The organism is Streptomyces cyaneofuscatus, from assembly GCF_000718135.1.
GTDB classification, from domain to species: domain Bacteria; phylum Actinomycetota; class Actinomycetes; order Streptomycetales; family Streptomycetaceae; genus Streptomyces; species Streptomyces cyaneofuscatus.
Window position 1 is genome coordinate 1 of record NZ_JOEM01000004.1, and the last position, 19,360, is coordinate 19,360.

A 19,360-nucleotide genomic window follows, 5' to 3' on the forward strand; every position below is an offset into this window, starting at 1 on the left:
GCCGTGGGGGGCGGGGATCCGTCCCATGGGGGGGTTTCCTGCGTGTGCCCGCACTCCGCGAGCTCATGTGTGTGATGTGGGTCACATCTTCCCGGTGGGTCTCACTCGATCGGCACCCGGGCCGGCGGTTCGAACTGAACGGCCCAGCCGCACCGCCGTGACCTGCGGCGATCCCTGGCGGCAAGGGTGCCGCGCCGGTCCGTACGGGTGAAAGCTGACCTGGCGTCAGAAGGCGTGCGGCGGCGACCGCCCGTTAGGTCGGGGGCAGGACACAACCGCTCGCGCCGTCTGCCCGGAGGATCCCCATGCGCAGTCCTGCCCGCCTGATGACCGGTACCGCCACTGCTGCGGTCACCGTCATAGCGCTCGGTCTCACCGCCGCCCCGTCCGCGTACGCAGGCGATGACTTCGGCCGGCTGGAGATCACCCCCGCGACCGCGCCCCCCGGCGCCAAGGTCACCGTGAACACCACCGCCTGCGGCCCCAAGGGCTCCGGCATCGGTGACGCGAACTCCCTGGACGCCGGGGACTTCGAGGTCCGCAAGGGTACGCACAAGGAGGTGCTCGTCGGCCAGTTCACCGTGCCGCACGACACCCGGCCCGGCGTCTACGAGATCGTCGTCTCCTGCGACAACGGCAAGGACGCCGTCGGGGACCTCAAGGTGATCGGCGGCGGCAAGCACGACCGGCCCGACCACGACCGCCCGTCCGGCCACGTGCGGACCGGGGTCGGCGGCAGCGTCGAGCCGAACTCCACGCAGGTCGCCCTCGGCGTCGGCGTGATCGGCATGGCGGCCGTGGGCGGTCTGTGGCTGCTGCGCCGGCGGACCGAGTCCACCGAGGGCAGCTGAGACCAGGGGCCCAGGGGCCCGGGGCAGCTGAGACCAGCGGCCCAGGGGCCCGGGAGGCCGGGCACCCGGAGGCAGCCTCACCGACCGGGTCGGGCGCGTCCCCGAGCGCGCCCGGCCCGCCTTCGATCCGAGACGCACCAGGCTGACGAGGACGACGACGTGTCCCAGAGCGCGCAGAAAGCCAGGGGCTGGCTGGTGGGCATCGCCGTGCTGTGCGGTATCTGGCTCGTCCAGAACGGCTCCGGCGACCAGCTGATCCCGCCGCAGCCCTCCAGCGCCCAGGCCTTCGCCGCCGGGCCCCAGCTCCAGCCCGGCTCCCCGGTCGCCGAACCGCTGCACCCCTCCGACCCGGTCCGCATCCGTATCCCGAGCATCTCGGTGGACGCGCCGATGATGCGGCTGGGGCTCGGTGCCGACGGCAGCCTGGACGTCCCGCCGGACACCGACCGCAACCTCGCGGGCTGGTACGCCGGCGGGGTCCCGCCCGGCGCCAAGGGCACCGCGATCGTCGCCGGGCATGTCGACAACGCCGAGGGGCCCTCCGTCTTCTACGCCCTCGGCGCCCTCACCAAGGGCACCCGCGTCGAGGTCGTCCGCGAGGACGGACGCACGGCGGTCTTCTCGATCGACGCCATCGAGGTGTACGACAACAAGGACTTCCCCGACCAGCGCGTCTACGGCGAGTCCCCGCACGCCTCGCTGCGGCTGATCACCTGCGGCGGCGGGTTCTCCAAGGAGACCGGCTACCAGGGCAATGTGGTGGCCTACGCCCATCTCACCGATGTGCGCTGAGCCCCCGATGCGTTCCTAGGCACTCCACTGGTCGTAGCCCAACTTCGCCACCAGCGAGAACACCACCGTCAGCAGCACCGCCCGGACGAACCCGCTCCCCCGGCTCAGCGCCATCCGGGCCCCCGCCATCCCGCCCGCCAGGTTGAAGAGCGCCATCACGGCGGCCAGCTGCCACAGGACCGTGCCCTGGTACGCGAACATCGCCAGCGCCCCCGCGTTCGTGCACACGTTGACGATCTTGGCGGTGGCCGAGGCCGTCACCAGGTCCAGGTGGAGTACGGCGGTGAGCGCGAGCACCAGGAAGGTGCCGGTTCCCGGGCCGAACAGGCCGTCGTAGAAGCCGATCCCGCCGCCCACCAGCACGACCGCGGTGACGATCCGGGCCCGGGTGACCGGCCGGGCGTCGGTGTCGCCCGCCGCCGCCGTGCCGAAGGACGGGCGCAGCAGGACGAAGGCGGCGACCCCGAGCAGCGCCACCATGATCACCGGGCGTAGCACCTCGCTGCTGATCCCCGCGGCGAAGAACGCCCCGCCCATCGAACCGGCGAGCGCCATCAGCCCCACCCGTACCGCCAGCCCCACCTGGACCGGCGCTCTGCGGACGTACGTGATCGCGGCGCCCGAGGTGCCGACGATCGCGACGGCCTTGTTGGTGCCGAGGACGTGGGCGGCCGGTACGTTCGGCAGGCCGAGCAGCAGGGCGGGCAGGAGCAGCAGTCCGCCGCCTCCCACCACCGCGTCGATCCACCCCGCGGCAGCCGCGGCCAGGCAGAGCAGGATCAGGGTGGTGAGGGTGATGTCGGGCATGTCCTCGACATTAAGGGGAGGCCCGCGCGCCGTTCTCACAGGGGCCGCCGGGCGGCGATGAGCGCACGGTTCCGCCCGGGAAACCGGCGGGATGCGGCCGGGTAACACCCGCCGAGCATGCTCCTGCCCATGAGGAAGAAGACGGAGAGCGCCGCGCCCGTCGTGGTGATCGGCGCCGGTATGGCCGGGGCCCGGCTCGCCGCGCGGGTCCCCGGGGTCACCGTCGTCGGCGAGGAGCGGCACGCCCCCTACAACCGGGTGCTGCTGGCCGATGTGCTGGCCGGGCGGTACGCCCCGGACGTCATCGCGCTGCCCGCCACCGAGGTACGGCGCGGGGTGCGGGCGGTCCGGATCGACCGGGCCGACCGGCTGGTCCACTGCGACGACGGCAGCGTGCTGCACTACGGGCGCCTGGTCCTGGCCACCGGCTCCAACCCGGTGCTGCCGCCGCTGCGCGGGCTCGGGGCCACCCTGCCGGACGGGGTCCACCCCTTCCGTACGCTCGACGACGCCCTGGCCCTGCGCACCGCCGTACGCCCCGGAGCGCGGGCGGTCGTCATCGGCGGCGGGCTCCTCGGGGTCTCGGCGGCCCGGGCGCTCGCGGAGTGCGGCGCGCAGGTGGTGCTGGCCCAGCAGGGCGAGCACCTCATGGAGCGCCAGCTCGACCCGGAGGCGGCCGCCCTGCTCCGGGTCCACCTCGAAGCGCTCGGGGTGGAGGTGCACACCGAGTGCCGGGTGCGCGGGCTGCGCTGCCCAGGCACACCACCAGCCGTACGGGCCGTCCAGCTCGGCGACGGTTACGAGCTCGCCGCCGACCTCACCGTGCTGGCCTGCGGGGTACGGCCCCGGACCGGGCTCGCCCGGGCCGCCGGTCTCGACGTCCGCAAGGGGATCGTGGTCGACGACGAACTGCGCACCTCGGACCCGTACATCCACGCCCTCGGCGACTGCGCCGAGCACCGCTCCACGCTCTACGGACTGGCCGGACCCGCGCTGGAACAGGCCGACGTGCTGGCCGAGGTGCTGGCGGGACGGCCCGCCCGTTACGAGGGCACCCGGGCGCTGACCCGGCTCACCCTGCGCTCCCCGGACCCCGTGCACGCTCTCGACCTCGCCGCCTTCGGCGAGGCCCGTCCGCTCCCGGGCGACGACGTGATCCGGCTGTCCGATGCCACCCGGGGCGCGTACCGCACGGTCGTCCTCCGGGATGGCCGGCTGGCCGGCGGGGTGCTCCTGGGTGACCTCGGCGCGGTCGCCGGTCTCGCCCGCACCTGGCAGGACGACGAACCGCTGCCGCCCGCCATGTCCCTGCTCCACCTGCTCACCGACGACGGAGGCCACTGAGATGCCGGACACCACGATCCCGAACACCATCCCCACCTTCGTCCTCGTCGGGCACGGCATGGTCGGTCAGCGGTTCCTGGAGTCCCTGGCCGCGCGCGGGCTGACCCCGGCCGCCGGGCGGGCCCGGATCGTCGTGCTCTGCGAGGAGCCCCGGCCCGCCTACGACCGGGTCCGGCTGACCTCGTACTTCGCCGGGCGGACCCCCGAGGAACTCTCCCTGGTGGAGCCGGAGTTCATGGCGCAGCACGGGATCGAGCTGTACGTCGGCGACCCGGCCGAGAGCGTCGACCGTACGGCCCGGACCGTCACCGCGCGGTCCGGGGCGGTGTTCCCGTACGACACGCTGGTGCTGGCGACGGGCTCGTATCCCTTCGTCCCGCCGGTGCCGGGGAAGGATTCCCGGGGCTGCTTCGTGTACCGGACGATCGAGGACCTGCTCGCGATCGAGGAGTACGCGAAGGGGGCGGAGACCGGTGCGGTGGTCGGGGGCGGGCTGCTCGGGCTTGAGGCGGCGGGGGCGCTCAAGGGGCTCGGGCTGCGCACCCATGTGGTGGAGTTCGCGCCCCGGCTGATGCCGGTCCAGGTGGACGAGGGCGGGGGCGCGGCCCTGCTGCGGACGATCGAAGGGATGGGGCTGGCCGTCCACACCGGGGTCGGTACGCAGGAGGTCACCGCGGGGGCGGACGGGGCGGTGAACGGGATGGCGCTCTCGGACGGGTCGTCGCTGGCCACGGATCTGGTGGTGTTCTCCGCCGGTGTCCGGCCGCGCGACCAGCTGGCGCGCGACTGCGGGCTCGCGGTCGGGGAGCGGGGCGGGATCGTGGTGGACGAGGAGTGCCGTACGTCCGACCCGGCCGTGTTCGCGATCGGTGAGTGCGCGCTCGCCTCCGACGGGCGGGTCTACGGTCTGGTGGCGCCGGGCTACGAGATGGCCGAGACCGTGGCCGAGGTGCTCGGCGGCGGGCGGGCCGGGTTCACCGGGGCCGACATGTCGACCAAGCTGAAGCTGCTCGGCGTGGACGTGGCCTCGTTCGGCGACGCGCACGGGAGCGCGGACGGCGCGCTCGACGTGGTGTACTCCGACTCCCGCTCCGGCGTCTACAAGAAGCTGGTCATCGGGGCGGACGGCACCCTGCTGGGCGGGGTGCTGGTCGGGGACGCCGACGACTACGGCACCCTGCGGCCGATGACGGGGAGCGTCCTGCCGGTCTCCCCCGAGCAACTGGTGCTGCCCACCGGGGCGGGCGGGCCGGTGACGCTCGGCCCCTCCGCGCTGCCGGACGACGCCGTCATCTGCTCCTGCCACAACGTGACCAAGGGCGCGATCTGCGAGCACACCACGCTGCCCGAGGTGAAGAAGTGCACCCGGGCCGGGACGGGCTGCGGCAGTTGCGTCAAGGTGATCGGGCAGCTGCTCCCGCCGAGCCAGGACACCGGCCTGTGCGGCTGCTTCGTCCACAGCCGCAGCGAGTTGTACGAGATCGTCCGCACCCTGGGCATCACCTCCTTCACCGCCCTGCTCGACTCGCACGGCCGCGAGGAGGCGCGCGGCGGAGAGGGGTGCGAGGTCTGCAAGCCGACGGTCGGCTCGGTCATCGCCTCGCTCGCCCCGACCGTCGGCGCCAGCGGCTACGTCCTGGACGGGGAGCAGGCGTCCCTCCAGGACACCAACGACCACTTCCTAGCCAACCTCCAGCGCAACGGCTCCTATTCGGTCGTGCCGCGCATCCCCGGCGGCGAGATCACCCCGGAGAAGCTCATCGTGATCGGCGAGGTCGCCCGCGACTTCGGTCTCTACACGAAGATCACCGGCGGCCAGCGCATCGACCTCTTCGGCGCCCGGGTCGAGCAACTGCCGCTCATCTGGACCCGGTTGGTCGACGCGGGCTTCGAGTCCGGGCACGCGTACGGGAAGTCGCTGCGTACGGTCAAGTCCTGTGTGGGGCAGACCTGGTGCCGCTACGGCGTGCAGGACTCCGTACGGATGGCGATCGACCTGGAGCTGCGCTACCGGGGCTTGCGCTCCCCCCACAAGCTCAAGTCCGCGGTCTCCGGCTGCGCCCGGGAGTGCGCGGAGGCCCGGGGCAAGGACTTCGGGATCATCGCCACGGCCGGCGGCTGGAACCTCTACGTCGGCGGCAACGGCGGGGCCACCCCGCGCCACGCCGATCTGCTGGCGCAGGACCTCTCGGACGCCGAACTGGTGCGGCTCATCGACCGGTTCCTGATGTTCTACATCCGTACGGCGGACCGCCTGGAGCGCACCTCGGCCTGGCTGGAGCGGATCGACGGCGGCCTGGAGCACGTACGGGATGTCGTCGTCCATGACTCGCTGGGGCTCTGCGACGAGTTGGAGAGGCTGATGGCCGACCATGTGGCCGGCTACCGCGACGAGTGGGCCGAGACCATCGACGACCCGGAGCGGCTGCGGCGGTTCGTGAGCTTCGTCAACGCCCCCGACGCCCCGGACCCGTCGGTGAAGTTCGTCCCCGAGCGGGACCAGATCAAGCCCGATCTGGAGCTGCTCGCAGGTCCCGTGCTCGCCGTCCGCACCCTCGAAGGGACCCCGTCCTGATGACCACCGAAACCCTGAACGCGAACGTCGTCCGGGTCGCGCACGCCGACGGCTGGCTCACCGTCTGCGACCTGGAGTTGCTGAGCCCGGGGCGCGGGGTCGCGGTGCTGCTGCCGGACGGCGGGCAGGCGGCCCTGTTCATGGACCGGGCGGGGGTGGTGCGGGCGATCTCCAACCGGGACCCGTTCACCGGGGCGTACGTCCTCTCCCGGGGGCTGCTCGGTTCGGCGGGCGGGCGGCCGTTCGTGGCCTCGCCGCTGCTGAAGCAGCGCTTCGACCTGGCCACGGGGGTGTGCCTGGACGACGAGGAGGTGGCGGTGCCTGTGTACGCGGTGCGGGTGGAGTGACGGCCCGGACCGCCGCCATCCGCCCCCCGTTCACCACGAATTGACATTCCGTCAACTGAGCACTCCTACAGTCCTGACGCGCGACCCGCCGGTCCGTCCGGAGCGGCGGGCCCTCACTCATCCGTGGAGTGATCGTGGAACGTCGGACCTTCTTGCGCACGGCGGTGGTCGGCACCTCGGCGGCGGCCTTCGGCGGCACCCTGTGGCGCGGCGCCGCCTCCGCCGCACCCGCCCAGCCGGCCCCCGGCCCGTACGGCGCACTGCAGGCGGCCAACGGCAACGGCATCCAGCTGCCGAGCGGCTTCACCAGCCGCATCATCGCCCGGTCGGGGCAGACCGTGGCGGGCACCTCCTACCGCTGGCACAGCGCCCCCGACGGCGGGGCGACCTACGCCGACGGCTCGGGCTGGATCTACGTCTCCAACGCCGAGGTCTCCTCGGGCAGCGGCGGCGGGGCGAGCGCCGTACGGTTCAATTCCTCGGGCACGGTGACGTCCGCGTACCGCATCCTGTCGGGGACGAACAACAACTGCGCGGGCGGCTCGACCCCGTGGAACACCTGGCTCTCCTGCGAGGAGGTCACCCGGGGGTACGTCTACGAGACCGACCCGTGGGGCGTGAACGCCTCCGTGCAGCGGCCCGCGCTCGGCCGGTTCAAGCACGAGGCGGCGGCCTCGGACCCCGACCACGGGTACATATACCTCACCGAGGACGAGGCCGACGGCCGCTTCTACCGCTTCCGGCCCACCACCTGGGGCAACCTGTCCAGCGGCACGCTCCAGGTCCTGGTGGCGGGTACGGGCACCTCGGGGCCGGTGACCTGGGCCAACGTGCCGGACCCGGCGGCCTCCTCGACCCAGACCCGCCACCAGGTCTCCGGCGCCAAGGTCTTCAACGGCGGCGAGGGCTGCTTCTACGCGGCGGGCACCTGCTGGTTCACCACCAAGGGCGACAACAGGGTGTGGGCGTACGACGCGAACACCTCGTCGATCTCGCTGGCGTACGACGACTCGCTGGTGACGGGCGGAACCGCCCCGCTGACCGGTGTCGACAACGTCACCCGGGCCGGCTCCGGCGACCTGTACGTGGCGGAGGACGGCGGGAACATGGAGATCTGCCTGATCACGCCGGACGACACCGTGGCGCCGTTCCTGCGGATCACCGGCCAGTCCGGCTCGGAGATCACCGGCCCGGCGTTCTCCCCGAACGGCAAGCGGCTCTACTTCTCCTCGCAGCGCGGCACGAGCGGCAGTTCGTCCGGTGGCATCACGTACGAGGTGACGGGGCCGTTCCGCAGCTGACGCGCCGCGTGCGCGCCGGGGCTCCCCCGTGGCCCCGGCGCGCACCCCCGCGGTTCAGCCCTGGCCTTCCTGTGGTTCAGCCCTGGCCCTCGACGGCGGCCTGGTCCATCCACATGACCTCCCAGATGTGGTGGTCGGGGTCCTGGAACGAGCGGCCGTACATGAAGCCCATGTCCTGCGTCTCGCCCGCCGGGGACCCGCCGGCCGCCAGCGCCGCGTCGGCGAGTTCGTCGACCTTCGCGCGGCTGTCGGCGCTCAGAGCGAGGATGACCTCGGTCGTCTTCGAGGCGTCCGCGATGTCCTTCTTGGTGAAGTCCTTGAAGCGCGGCTCCGTCAGCAGCATCACGAAGATCGTGTCGCTGATGACCACACACGCGGTCTTGTCGTCGCTGAACTGCGGGTTGATGCCGTAGCCGAGCTTCTCGTAGAAGCCCTTCGAGGTCTCCAGGTCCTTCACCGGCAGGTTCACGAAAATCATCTGAGCCATGGTCGTTGCCTCTTCCTCTGTCCTTCGGGCTGTCCCGTGGGCGCTTTCGAAGGGGTAGACGGCGAGGCCGCCCGGAACTCATCGCCGTACGCGCGACGGGTTTCCACCGCCCCCCGGCGGCGCCCCTCAGGACAGCGCGAGCGGCGCCCCGCCCCGCAGCAGCGAGCCGCCCAGCGGGGTCAGCGTGTGGAGCACCGAGCTGCCGTGGCGCAGGGTGAGGACCAGGCCCGCCTCGCGCAGGACGGAGGCGTGCTGGCTCGCCGAGGCGAGCGACACCCCGGCGCGGCGGGCCAGTTCGCTCGTCGTGCAGCCGTTGCCTATGGACTGCAGGACGGCGGAGCGGGTGTGGCCGACGAGCCGGCCGAGCCAGGGTCCGGGCTCGGCGAACTCCGGGGCGCCGGGGTGGGTGACCGGGTAGACGAGCACGGGCGGGAGCGACGGGTCTCGGTAGACGACGGGGGTGCCCCGGCAGAAGAACGAGGGCTGGAGCAGCAGCCCGCGCCCGTCGAGATGCAGGTCGCGGTCGACGGGGTAGTCCGCCTCCAGCACGGGCGCCCGCCACCGGATCATCGGCGGCAGGGCCGCCAGCAGCCCGTCGGCTCCGCCGTCCAGGAGCGCGCGGCCCCGCACGGCCCGGTCGGCCTCGATGGAGGCCCGGATGTGCGGCCAGTACGGCTCGACGGCGGCGTCGTGGTAGCTCCGCAGGGCGCCGATGAGCCGGGCCAGGGGTTCGGCGCGGCCCTCGGAGAGCGCGGCGGGCAGCGCGGCCGTGACCCGCCCCGCGCCGGCGTCCGGGCAGCCGGGCCCCCGTCCGCCCCGCTGGCGCCGCCGTCCGGCCACCATCAGGTCCAGCTCGCGGCGGACGCGGTCGGCGGGGGTGTCCCGCAGGGCCTCCATTCCCACGTCGAGCCCGAAAGGCTCGGCGCCTTCCTGCGAGGGCGTCAGGAAATCCGGGAAATAGCCGCGGGGTGGGACGACCGCCGACAGCAGTTGTGCTTCACCATTCAACCGAGCTCGCGTTTCGCTCCGCCATTTTCCGAACACCGTCGAAGCCCGCCGGTCCCTCAGCCGGTGAAAACTGAGAATCGTTTCCCACAACGCGTCCGGTCTCGTGGCCATCCGCACCCGCGAAAGGTCCAGCCTGGACACATGGATCCGCAGCACTACCGCCCCCACCTGTTGCATCCGCAATTGCCCCCACCGAAGGGTATGCGGACCGTCACAGGAGGTCACCACGGGGTTTCGGCCAGAAGTGAAACGTCTCGCCCCGTTCCGCTTCACCCGAAAAGCTGTACGACGTCGGGTACGCATCCGGTGCCCGCCGGATGAGCACGTGAAGGCCGTGGGGGGCTTTGTGTGTTCGGCGGCGGCGGGCGGCGGTGCGGCTCCGTACCCGACGGGGGTAAAGCCGGGTGCGGTCCATGGGTGGGGATCCATGGACCGCACCCCGGTCCCCCTCCGCTCCACCGGGCGGCCATCACCATTTCTTTGCGCATTAAACGAAGCAATGTGTGCTACGACACATCGGTAGCAAGTATTCCGCTATGGTCCGCCTTCCGGCGGCGCCCACCACATATTCCGCGTGCAAGACGAAGCGGCGGCACCCCCGCACAGGGTGCCGCCGCTTCTCGGTGTTCCGGGGATCCGTCCCGGGATGGCGGGCCGGTGAGGGACCCGGCCCAATTCCCTTATGAATCCCCGGAGTTGGTCACATGTACCACATCAGCGGCTGTCGCTCCCGCGCGACTGCGCAGCCGCCCGGCCCGCCTCCAGGCGGGCCACCGGGATGCGGAACGGCGAGCAGGAGACGTAGTCGAGGCCCGCCTCGTGGAAGAAGTGCACCGACTCCGGGTCACCGCCGTGCTCACCGCAGACGCCGAGCTTGAGGTCCGGGCGGGTGGCCCGGCCGGCCTCCACGGCGCTGCGCACCAGCGCGCCGACGCCGTCCTTGTCGATCGTCTCGAACGGGGAGACCCCGAAGATGCCCTTCTCCAGGTACGCGGTGAAGAACGAGGCCTCCACGTCGTCGCGGGAGAAGCCCCACACCGTCTGGGTCAGGTCGTTGGTGCCGAACGAGAAGAACTGGGCGGCCTCGGCGATCTGGCCCGCCGTCAGCGCGGCGCGCGGCAGCTCGATCATGGTGCCGATGGTCAGCTTCAGGTCGGTGCCGGTGGCCGCCTGGACCTCCGCGATGACCCGGTCGGCCTCCTCGCGGACGATCTCAAGCTCCTGGACCGTGCCGACGAGCGGAATCATGATCTCGGGGCGCGGGTCGCCCTTGGCGTTCTTGCGCTGGGCGGCCGCCTCGGCGATCGCCCGTACCTGCATGGCGAACAGGCCGGGGATGACGAGCCCGAGGCGCACCCCGCGCAGACCCAGCATCGGGTTCTGCTCGTGCAGCTTGTGGACCGCCTGGAGGAGGCGCAGGTCGTTCTCGTTGGCGTCCTTGCGGGACTCCGCGAGCGCGACGCGCACCGACAGCTCGGTGATGTCGGGCAGGAACTCGTGCAGCGGCGGGTCGAGCAGCCGTACGGTGACGGGCAGCCCGTCCATGGACTCGAACAGCTCGATGAAGTCGGCCTTCTGGAGCGGGAGGAGAGCGGCGAGCGCGCTCTCGCGCTCGTCGTCGGTGTCCGCCAGGATCAGCTTCTCGACCATCTCGCGGCGCTCACCGAGGAACATGTGCTCGGTGCGGCACAGGCCGATGCCCTGGGCACCGAAGCGGCGGGCCCGCAGCGCGTCCTCGGCGTTGTCCGCGTTGGCCCGCACCCGCAGCCGGCGGACCCGGTCCGCGTACGCCATGATCCGGTGCACGGCGGCGACCAGCTCGTCGGCGTCGTCGGCCCCGGCGTGCATCCGGCCCTCGAAGTACTCGACGACCGGGGACGGTACGACGGGTACCTCGCCCAGGTAGACCTTGCCGGTGGAGCCGTCGATCGAGACGAGGTCGCCCTCCTCGATCACCTTGCCGCCGACCGTCATCCGGCGGCGCTTGGTGTCGACCTCCAGGTCCTCGGCGCCGCAGACACAGGTCTTGCCCATGCCGCGCGCCACGACCGCCGCGTGCGAGGTCTTGCCGCCGCGCGAGGTCAGGATGCCCTCGGCGGCGATCATGCCTTCGAGGTCGTCGGGGTTGGTCTCGCGGCGGATCAGGATGACCTTCTCGCCGGAGCGGGACCACTTGATCGCGGTGTAGGAGTCGAAGACCGCCTTGCCGACGGCCGCGCCCGGCGAGGCGGCGATGCCCCGGCCGAGCAGCTCGGTCTTCGCCTCGACGTCGAAGCGCGGGAACATCAGCTGGGCGAGCTGGGCGCCGTTGACGCGCTGGAGCGCCTCGGCCTCGTCGATCAGGCCCTGGTCGACGAGCTGGGTGGCGATCCGGAAGGCGGCACCGGCGGTGCGCTTGCCGACCCGGGTCTGGAGCATCCAGAGCTGGCCGCGCTCGATGGTGAACTCGATGTCGCAGAGATCCTTGTAGTGGTTCTCCAGCGTCTCCATGATCTGCATGAGCTGGTCGTACGACTTCTTGTCGATCGACTCCAGGTCGGCGAGCGGCACCGTGTTGCGGATACCGGCGACGACGTCCTCGCCCTGCGCGTTCTGGAGGTAGTCGCCGTAGACGCCCTGGTGGCCGCTGGCGGGGTCGCGGGTGAAGGCGACGCCCGTACCGGAGTCGGGGCCGAGGTTGCCGAAGACCATCGAACAGACGTTGACGGCCGTGCCGAGGTCGCCGGGGATGCGCTCCTGGCGGCGGTAGAGCTTGGCGCGGTCGGTGTTCCACGAGTCGAAGACCGCGTTTATGGCCAGGTCCATCTGCTCCCGCGCGTTCTGCGGGAACTCGCGTCCGGCCTGGTCCTGGACGATCTTCTTGAACTGCTTGACCAGCTTCTTGAGGTCGGTTGCGGCCAGGTCCGTGTCGACCGTGACCTTCTTGGCCGCCTTGGCGTCCTCCAGGGCCTCCTCGAAGAGGTCGCCGTCGACGCCGAGCACGGTCTTGCCGAACATCTGGATGAGGCGCCGGTAGGAGTCCCAGGCGAAGCGCTCGTCGCCGGACTGGGTGGCGAGGCCGGCCACCGAGGCGTCGGAGAGGCCGATGTTGAGGACCGTGTCCATCATGCCGGGCATGGAGAACTTGGCGCCGGAGCGGACGGAGACCAGCAGCGGGTCGTCGGCCTGGCCGAGCTTCTTGGCCATCCGCTCTTCCAGCGCGGTGAGGTGCGCACTCACCTCGTCGCGCAGCGCCTTCGGCGCCTGCCCGCTCTCCAGGTAGACCTTGCACGCCTCGGTGGTGATGGTGAAGCCCGGAGGGACGGGCAACCCGAGGTTGGTCATCTCGGCGAGGTTGGCACCCTTGCCGCCCAGAAGATCCTTCAGATCCTTGTTGCCCTCGGTGAAGTCGTAGACGAACTTCTGGGGATCTTTGTTTTCCGACACGGGTCTCGACTCCTCGAGGACGCGGTGGCTGCCCTGACGGCCAGGAACATACCCAGATCGAAGGTGTATGGGTACGTCCACTTGGTCGTCATGCGGCCGCAACCACCCGTCCGCCAGCAGATCTAAAGAAACTCTCCGGCGGGCGGGCTGCGGCCCTTCGTTCAGCTCCTGAAGGCAGCATGGCCGTTTCTTGACCCTCAGCTCTCATGTGAGCGGAATAGGCCGCACCTGAGTACACTTTCCGAAGGCTGCCACGTGGCACTGAGTGCCAGGCCTTCCAGAAGTGCAGCCACCGCCATAACGCTCATCTGAGCGCACCCCCGATCAAGGGTGGCGTGAATCACGCTCGTTTCGGACCCTGGATTTCAGGATTCGGACGGCTCGGAGGTATCTCAGGGACGCCTCAGGCAGTCGGCGAGTACCCCGAGGTCCACCTCTTCCAGGCTACGGGCGAACGTCCGCCCCTGCCCGGGGGCGACCGGGAGCAGCGACGGAACCACCAGCACCGCGCACCCGGCGGCGTCGGCGGACGCGGTGCCGTCCGGGGAGTCCTCCACCGCCACACAGGCGGCGGGGTCGGCCGCGAACCGCTCGGCCGCCGCGCGGTACGGGTCGGGATGCGGCTTGGTCCGTACGGTGTCGTCGGCGGACAGCGTGAAGGCGAAGTCCACCCCGGCCAGCGACCCGGCCACCACCGCGTCGACCACGCTCCGGGGCGAGGCGCTGACCAGGGCGAACGGCACGCCGGCGGCTTCCAACGAGGCCAGCAGCGCGGCGGCTCCGGGGCGCAGCGGGGCGCCCGCGTCGACCTTGCGGAAGAAGGAGTCGGTCAGCTCGGCGGCGGTGGCGGGGAGTTCTGCGGGGTCGGCTCCGGTCACGCCGATCAGATGAGCGGCGGTGTCGGCGACGGCCCGGCCGACGACCTCCGGGGCGTCCGCGTCGCTGAGCCGGTGGCCGAGTCCGGCCGCGACCTCACGGGCCGTCTCCCACCAGAGCACCTCGGTGTCGACGAGGGTGCCGTCCATGTCGAAGAGGACGGCGGAGGGGACGGCGGCAGGGGCGGTCGTCTTCACGCCTTCACCTGGCCACCGGAGGCCGCGGCACCGGGTGCCGTCGTCTCCCGTACGGGCACGACCAGCACCGGGCGGCGGACCGGGACGACCCGGGCCCGTACCCCGGGAGCGAGCTCCGTGGCGTCCCGCGAGGGGAGGTCGGCCTTGACCGCGACGCCGTCCGGGAGGTCGAGGAGGATCCGGGTGACCGAGCCGAGGAAGGCGGCGGAGACGACCGTGGCCGTCCCGTCCGCGTCGGCCGTGACACCGATGCTCTCGGGGCGGATGAGGACGTCGACCGGCCCCCGGCCCGCGGGAACGTCACCGTCGACGGGGAGCGTGGCACCGGCGACGGCCACCGAACCGTCGCCGGTCAGCTGTCCGGGCACCCGGTTCATGGTGCCGACGAACTCGGCGACGAACGGTGTCGCGGGGCGCTCGTACAGCTCGGCCGGGGGTGCGCACTGCTCCAGGCGGCCCGCGTTGAGGACGGCGACCCGGTCGGCCATGGAGAGGGCCTCCTCCTGGTCGTGGGTGACGAAGATCGTGGTGATCCCGAGCGCCAGCTGGAGGCGGCGGATCTCCTCGCGCAGGGTGAGCCGGACCTTGGCGTCGAGTGCCGAGAGCGGCTCGTCCAGGAGCAGGACCCGGGGGCGCAGGGCGAGCGCGCGGGCCAGGGCGACGCGCTGCTGCTGGCCGCCGGACATCTGGTGCGGGTAGCGGTCGCCGTGGGCGGGGAGCCCGACGAGTTCGAGGAGCTCGCCCGCGGTGGCGTGCCGTTCGGCGGTGGCGACGCCCTTCATGCGGGGGCCGAAGGCGACGTTGTCGCGGGCGTTGAGGTGCGGGAAGAGGCTGTAGGACTGGAAGACCATCCCGGCGTCGCGCCGGTTGGCGGGGACCGGGGTGATGTCCTCGCCGTCGACGAGGACCTCGCCGGAGTCGGGCTGCTCGAACCCGGCGAGGACCCGCAGCGCGGTGGTCTTGCCGCAGCCGGAGGGGCCCAGGAGGGCGAGGAGCTCGCCGGGTTCGGCGGTGAGGTCGAGGCCGTCGAGGGCGACGGTGGGGCCGAACGCCCGGCGCAGGGAGCGGAACTCCACCCGGGCTCCGGTGGTGGCCCGCCCCTCCCGTGCGCCGGCTTCGGCCGGCTCAGGACGGGGGGCGGCGGTGGGCAGGGCTGACATGGGTGGCTACTCCTTGCCGGGTACGGGAGTGGGGGCGGCGGCCGGGACGGTGGTGGCGGCCGGGGCGGAGGCGGTGGCTCCGGCGGCCGGGATCGCGGCGGCCGGGGCGGAGGACCCGGTTCCGGCGCGCGAGAGGACGAGCAGCAGGGCCCAGGTGATGAGCAGGGAGAGCAGGGAGACGGCGACCGACATCCGGGCCTCGGCACCGGAGACGGTGACGATCCACACCGCGAAGGGCCGGAAGCCCAGCAGCGAGGCGACGGTGTACTCACCGAGCACCAGCGCCAGGGTGAGGAAGGAGGCCCCGGCGAGCGAGGAGCGCAGGTTGGGCAGGATGACGCTCACGATCACCTGCAGCCGGCTCGCCCCGCAGTTGCGGGCCGCCTCCACCAGCGTGGGCACGTCGACGGCGCGCAGCCCCGCGTCCAGCGAGCGGTGCACGAACGGCAGCGCCAGCACGGTGTAGGCGAGGACCAGCACCACCGGGAACGACTCGTTCTGCACGGCCAGGAAGGTCTGGTAGAGGGGGGTACGCGAGAAGTGGTCGGGCCCCCAGCGCAGCACGGTGGCGATCCCGGTGACCAGCGCGATCGGCGGCACCACCAGCGGCAGCATGCAGACGATCTCGACGACGGCCCGCAGCCGGGGCGGCCCGAGCCGCACCGCGACGAGCGCGGGGACGACGAGCAGCAGGGCCAGCGCGATGGTGGCGGCGGCGAGCGAGAGTGAGAGGAACAGGCTTTCGGTGAAGCCGTCGGCGGACAGGATGCCGCTGTACGCCTCGAAGGTGAGGCCCTGGTTCGGCACGTGGACCGTGAAGACGAACGAGGAGAGCAGCGGGGTGACGAAGTAGAGCCCGGCGATCGCCAGGACGGCACCGCGCCAGTAGCGCGGGCGGGAGCGGCGGGCCGCCTTCGCCGGGGCGGAGGCCTCAGGGAGCGTGGTGGTCAGTGCAGCCATCGGGAGCTCCGTCGCTGGAGGGGCAGATAGACCGCCATCACCAGTCCGGCGATCACGATCATGTCGAGGCTCAGGGCCAGCGCCACGTTCTCCTGGCCGACCAGGACGTTCCCGGAGAGCGCGTCGGCGATCTTCAGGGTGACCAGCGGTACGGAGCCGCCGACGAGGGCGGCGGCCGTGGCGTGCGCGGCGAAGGCGCTCCCGAAGAGGAGGACGAACCCGCCGAGCAGCGAGGGCGCGAGCACCGGCAGTCCGACGTACCGCCAGAACTGCCAGGCGGTGGCGCCGTTGTTGCGGGCGGCCTCGCGCCACTGGGGGCGCAGTCCGTCCAGCGCCGGGACGACGACGATCACCATGAGCGGGATGAGGAAGTAGAGGTAGATGACGGTGAGGCCGGTGAAGGAGTAGAGGTTCCAGCCGAGCGCGTCGAGGTGGCCGAGCTGGGTGACCACGCCGGAGATGCCGAGGGTGGCGACGAAGGCGAAGGCCAGCGGGATGCCGCCGAAGTTGGCGAGCACCCCGGAGGCGGTGAGCACGGCCCCGCGCAGCGCGCCGCGCCGGGAGGTGACGACGGCCTGGGCGATCAGCACACCGAAGATCGTGGCGATGGCGGCGGTGAGCGCGGAGAGTTCGACGCTGCCGGTGAGCGAGGTGAGATAGGGCCCCTGGAGCGAGCGCGTCAGGTGCTCACCGGTGAACTCGGTGGTCCCGGCGACCGGGTCGGTACGGGTGACGGCCCCGTACAGCAGGGCGCCGGCGGGCAGTCCGAAGCAGAGCCCGGCGAAGACGAGGAGCGGGAGGGCCCCGAGCCAGGCGCGGGGCGGCCGGCGGCGGCGCGTACGGCCACCGGCCTTCCGGCCTTCGGTCTTCTGGCCTTCGCTCTTCCGGCCTTCGCTCTTCCGGCCTTCGGTCCTCCGGCCTTCGGTCTGCCGGCCGGCAGCGGGGGCCGCCCCGGGTCCCGGGGCGGCGGTCGGGTGGGAAGGGGTCATCAGGAGACAGCCTTGTCCCAGTTCTCGGAGAGCGTGGCGTTGGCCTTGTCGAGCTCCTCGGAGGAGGGGAACGTCGGCGTGCCCTCGACGGCGGGAAGCTTGGCCACGAAGGCCTTGTCGGCCGTGCCGTCCTCGGTCATGGCGGGCAGCAGCACCGGGCGGGCGTACCCCTTGAGCCAGAGGTTCTGGCCCTCGGCGCTGTACAGGTACTCCATCCACAGGCGGGCGGCCGCCGGGTGCGGGGCGTCCTTGTTGATGGCCTGCGAGTAGAACTGGGCGTAGACCCCGTCCTTCGGTACGGAGACCTTCCAGTCGACGCCCTTGCCCTTGAACTGGTCGGCGTACCCGGCGTTCAGGTAGTCCCAGTCGATGCTGATCGGCGTCTCGCCCTTCTCGACGGTGGCCGGGGTGGACTCGACGGGGATGAAGTTGCCGCTCTTCTTCAGCTTGCCGAAGAAATCGATGCCGGGCTGGATGTCCCCGAACGACCCCTTGTTGGCCAGGGACGCCGCGTACACGCCGCCGAACGCGGAGCCGGACTTGGTCGGGTTGCCGTTGAGGGCGACCTTGCCCTTGTACTCGGGCTTCAGCAGGTCCGCGAAGGTCTCGGGGCAGGTCTTGATACGGGCGGCGTCGCAGCCGATGGAGACGTAGCCGCCGTAGTCGTTGTACCAGCGGCCGTCGGCGTCCTTCTGGCTGTCGGGGATCTTGTCCCAGGTGGCGACCTTGTACGGGGCGAAGAGGTTCTCGGCGGCGCCGCTGCGGGCGAAGGCGATGCCGAGGTCGAGGACGTCGGGGGCGCGCTTCTGGCCCTTGCGGGACTTGACGGCGGCTATCTCGTCGGAGCTGGAACCGTCGGGGTTCTCGCTCTTGATCTTGACCTTGTACTTGGCCTGGAAACTCTTGATGATCTCGCCGTAGTTCGCCCAGTCCGGCGGCAGGGCGATCACGTTGAGCTCGCCCTCCTTCTCGGCGGCGGCGACCAGCTTCTCCAGCCCGCCGAAGTCGGCGACCGAGGTGGCCTCGGTGGACTTCACCCCGTTCGCACCGGTCGTGACCTCCTCCTCGGGCGCGGCGCCGCACGCGGTGAGAGCGGTGAGGGCGGCGGTGGAGAGGGCGAGGGCGGCAACGGCACGGCTGTTGGCGCGGATACGGGGACGGGGTCGGGCTCTGCGCACGGTAGGTCTCCCAGGAGCGAGGCGTGAGGGCCACTTGTTCATACAAGCTGGCACCAGTTCGCCCGGGCCAGGTGTCCGGGAAGTTAACGTCCCATGTCTGCTGCCGCAAGAGGGCGGGAAGAGGAAAGCCCACTATCCAGGGGTTCTGGTAGATAACGACCTCGCATCGAAACGCGCTGCGACGACGCTAGAGTGAGTGGCAGGACCGCCACCGATGAGCGGACCTGTACACAGCGCATCCTGCGCAGGGAGAGCCCGAGGGGGACGTGTGGGCGCTACGCGCTACCGGGAGATCGCCGAGTCGCTGCGGCACGCCATCCGCACCGGCACCTATCCGCTCGGCTCCCGGCTGCCGTCGGAGAGCGACCTCTCCGCCCGCTGGGAGGTCTCGCGCGGCACGGTCCGCCAGGCGGTGGCGCTGCTGGCCTCCGAGGGCCTGATCGGCTCCCGGCAGGGGGCGCGCCGCGTGGTGCTGCGCCAGGAGCGCCGCCAGAGCTTCCAGCAGCTCAACAGCTTCGCGCAGTGGGCGCAGGCGATGGGGTGCGAGGTCGCCAGCCGCATCCTGACCCGCACGCTGCGGACCGCGACCGACGAGGAGGCCGAGCGCCTGGACGCGGAGCCGGGCAGCCAGGTGCTGTACGTGCTGCGGGTGCGGTGGCTGGACGGGGAGCCGGTGATGCTGGAGCGGACGGTGTACGCGGACTGGGTGGCGCCGGCCGTCCTGGAGCTGCCGGAGGACTGCGTCTCGATCATGGACAGCATCGCGGAGCGGGCGGACATCGTCGCGCACCACGGCGAACACCTGATCGACGCGGTCGCGGCGGGCAGCGAGGACGCGCGCCTGCTCCAGGTCCGCCGGGCCAGCCCGCTGCTGCGCCAGCGCCACCTGACGTTCACGGCGGCGGGCCGGGCCATCGAGTGGACGGACGACCGCTACCGGGCGGGCAGCGTGGTCTTCAACGTGATGAACTCGGCGGGCGCGGCCCCGCTGGAGCGCCGGGCGGGCCCGGACGTGCGGGGCTGACCGGCTTCGGGGATTCAGCCCGCCTCGTACGCGTACGG

Annotated in this window: 16 protein-coding genes; 7 read left to right on the forward strand and 9 right to left on the reverse strand. The window is 71.8% G+C overall.

What is annotated here, in order from left to right; all coding sequences use genetic code 11:
• The first annotated feature begins 305 nt into the window (after positions 1-305).
• Together IF17_RS0107155 and IF17_RS0107160 are read left to right on the forward strand one after the other, a co-directional pair.
• Complete coding sequence (locus tag IF17_RS0107155) at positions 306-851, forward strand: hypothetical protein (RefSeq protein ID WP_030563293.1); 546 nt, start codon at positions 306-308, stop codon at positions 849-851.
• Positions 852-1,010: 159 nt separating this feature from the next.
• A complete protein-coding gene (locus IF17_RS0107160; RefSeq protein WP_018511630.1) occupies positions 1,011-1,643 on the forward strand; it encodes a class F sortase in 633 nt (210 codons plus the stop codon).
• A gap of 15 nt (positions 1,644-1,658) precedes the next feature.
• Here the strand turns inward: IF17_RS0107160 and IF17_RS0107165 are convergent, their stop codons facing one another.
• Positions 1,659-2,450 (reverse strand): TSUP family transporter, encoded by a 792-nt coding sequence (locus tag IF17_RS0107165; protein ID WP_030563297.1) that lies wholly within the window; start codon positions 2,448-2,450, stop codon positions 1,659-1,661.
• Positions 2,451-2,579: 129 nt separating this feature from the next.
• Here IF17_RS0107165 and IF17_RS0107170 point away from each other — a divergent pair, with 129 nt between their 5' ends.
• The 4 genes from IF17_RS0107170 (at position 2,580) to IF17_RS0107185 (ending at position 8,017) form a co-directional block, all read left to right on the forward strand.
• A complete protein-coding gene (locus IF17_RS0107170; RefSeq protein WP_030563298.1) occupies positions 2,580-3,794 on the forward strand; it encodes an NAD(P)/FAD-dependent oxidoreductase in 1,215 nt (404 codons plus the stop codon).
• Between the two features lies 1 nt (position 3,795).
• Positions 3,796-6,369, forward strand: coding sequence for a nitrite reductase large subunit NirB (gene nirB / locus IF17_RS0107175; protein WP_030563300.1), 2,574 nt, complete (start codon positions 3,796-3,798; stop codon positions 6,367-6,369).
• On the forward strand, positions 6,369-6,716 hold the full coding sequence (gene nirD, locus IF17_RS0107180) for a nitrite reductase small subunit NirD (protein WP_030563302.1): 348 nt from the start codon (positions 6,369-6,371) through the stop codon (positions 6,714-6,716). Before nirB ends, nirD begins: the two co-directional genes overlap by 1 nt.
• A 134-nt stretch (positions 6,717-6,850) precedes the next feature.
• The gene (locus tag IF17_RS0107185; RefSeq protein WP_030563304.1) at positions 6,851-8,017 is read left to right on the forward strand and encodes an alkaline phosphatase PhoX; all 1,167 of its coding nucleotides are present in this window, start codon (positions 6,851-6,853) and stop codon (positions 8,015-8,017) included.
• Between the two features lie 76 nt (positions 8,018-8,093).
• Here IF17_RS0107185 and IF17_RS0107190 read toward each other — a convergent pair whose 3' ends face one another.
• The 8 genes from IF17_RS0107190 to IF17_RS0107225 form a co-directional block, all read right to left on the reverse strand.
• Complete coding sequence (locus tag IF17_RS0107190) at positions 8,094-8,504, reverse strand: VOC family protein (RefSeq protein WP_030563306.1); 411 nt, start codon at positions 8,502-8,504, stop codon at positions 8,094-8,096.
• A gap of 126 nt (positions 8,505-8,630) precedes the next feature.
• Positions 8,631-9,668 (reverse strand): ArsR/SmtB family transcription factor, encoded by a 1,038-nt coding sequence (locus IF17_RS0107195; protein ID WP_030563308.1) that lies wholly within the window; start codon positions 9,666-9,668, stop codon positions 8,631-8,633.
• Between the two features lie 558 nt (positions 9,669-10,226).
• Positions 10,227-12,938: a pyruvate, phosphate dikinase gene (gene ppdK, locus IF17_RS0107200; RefSeq protein ID WP_030563310.1), complete on the reverse strand. Its 2,712-nt coding sequence runs from the start codon at positions 12,936-12,938 to the stop codon at positions 10,227-10,229.
• 392 nt (positions 12,939-13,330) lie between these two features.
• Entirely contained in the window at positions 13,331-14,011 is a 681-nt protein-coding gene (locus IF17_RS0107205; protein WP_030563312.1) for an HAD family hydrolase, read from the reverse strand.
• Entirely contained in the window at positions 14,008-15,171 is a 1,164-nt protein-coding gene (locus IF17_RS0107210) for an ABC transporter ATP-binding protein (RefSeq protein ID WP_030563314.1), read from the reverse strand. Before IF17_RS0107210 ends, IF17_RS0107205 begins: the two co-directional genes overlap by 4 nt.
• A gap of 6 nt (positions 15,172-15,177) precedes the next feature.
• The gene (locus tag IF17_RS0107215) at positions 15,178-16,131 is read right to left on the reverse strand and encodes an ABC transporter permease (protein WP_030563316.1); all 954 of its coding nucleotides are present in this window, start codon (positions 16,129-16,131) and stop codon (positions 15,178-15,180) included.
• Entirely contained in the window at positions 16,119-17,120 is a 1,002-nt protein-coding gene (locus IF17_RS0107220; RefSeq protein WP_030563318.1) for an ABC transporter permease, read from the reverse strand. Before IF17_RS0107220 ends, IF17_RS0107215 begins: the two co-directional genes overlap by 13 nt.
• Entirely contained in the window at positions 17,120-18,298 is a 1,179-nt protein-coding gene (locus IF17_RS0107225; RefSeq protein WP_051883911.1) for an ABC transporter substrate-binding protein, read from the reverse strand. Before IF17_RS0107225 ends, IF17_RS0107220 begins: the two co-directional genes overlap by 1 nt.
• 268 nt (positions 18,299-18,566) lie before the next feature.
• Here IF17_RS0107225 and IF17_RS0107230 point away from each other — a divergent pair, with 268 nt between their 5' ends.
• Positions 18,567-19,322: a GntR family transcriptional regulator gene (locus IF17_RS0107230; RefSeq protein WP_030563322.1), complete on the forward strand. Its 756-nt coding sequence runs from the start codon at positions 18,567-18,569 to the stop codon at positions 19,320-19,322.
• Positions 19,323-19,360 lie beyond the last annotated feature (38 nt).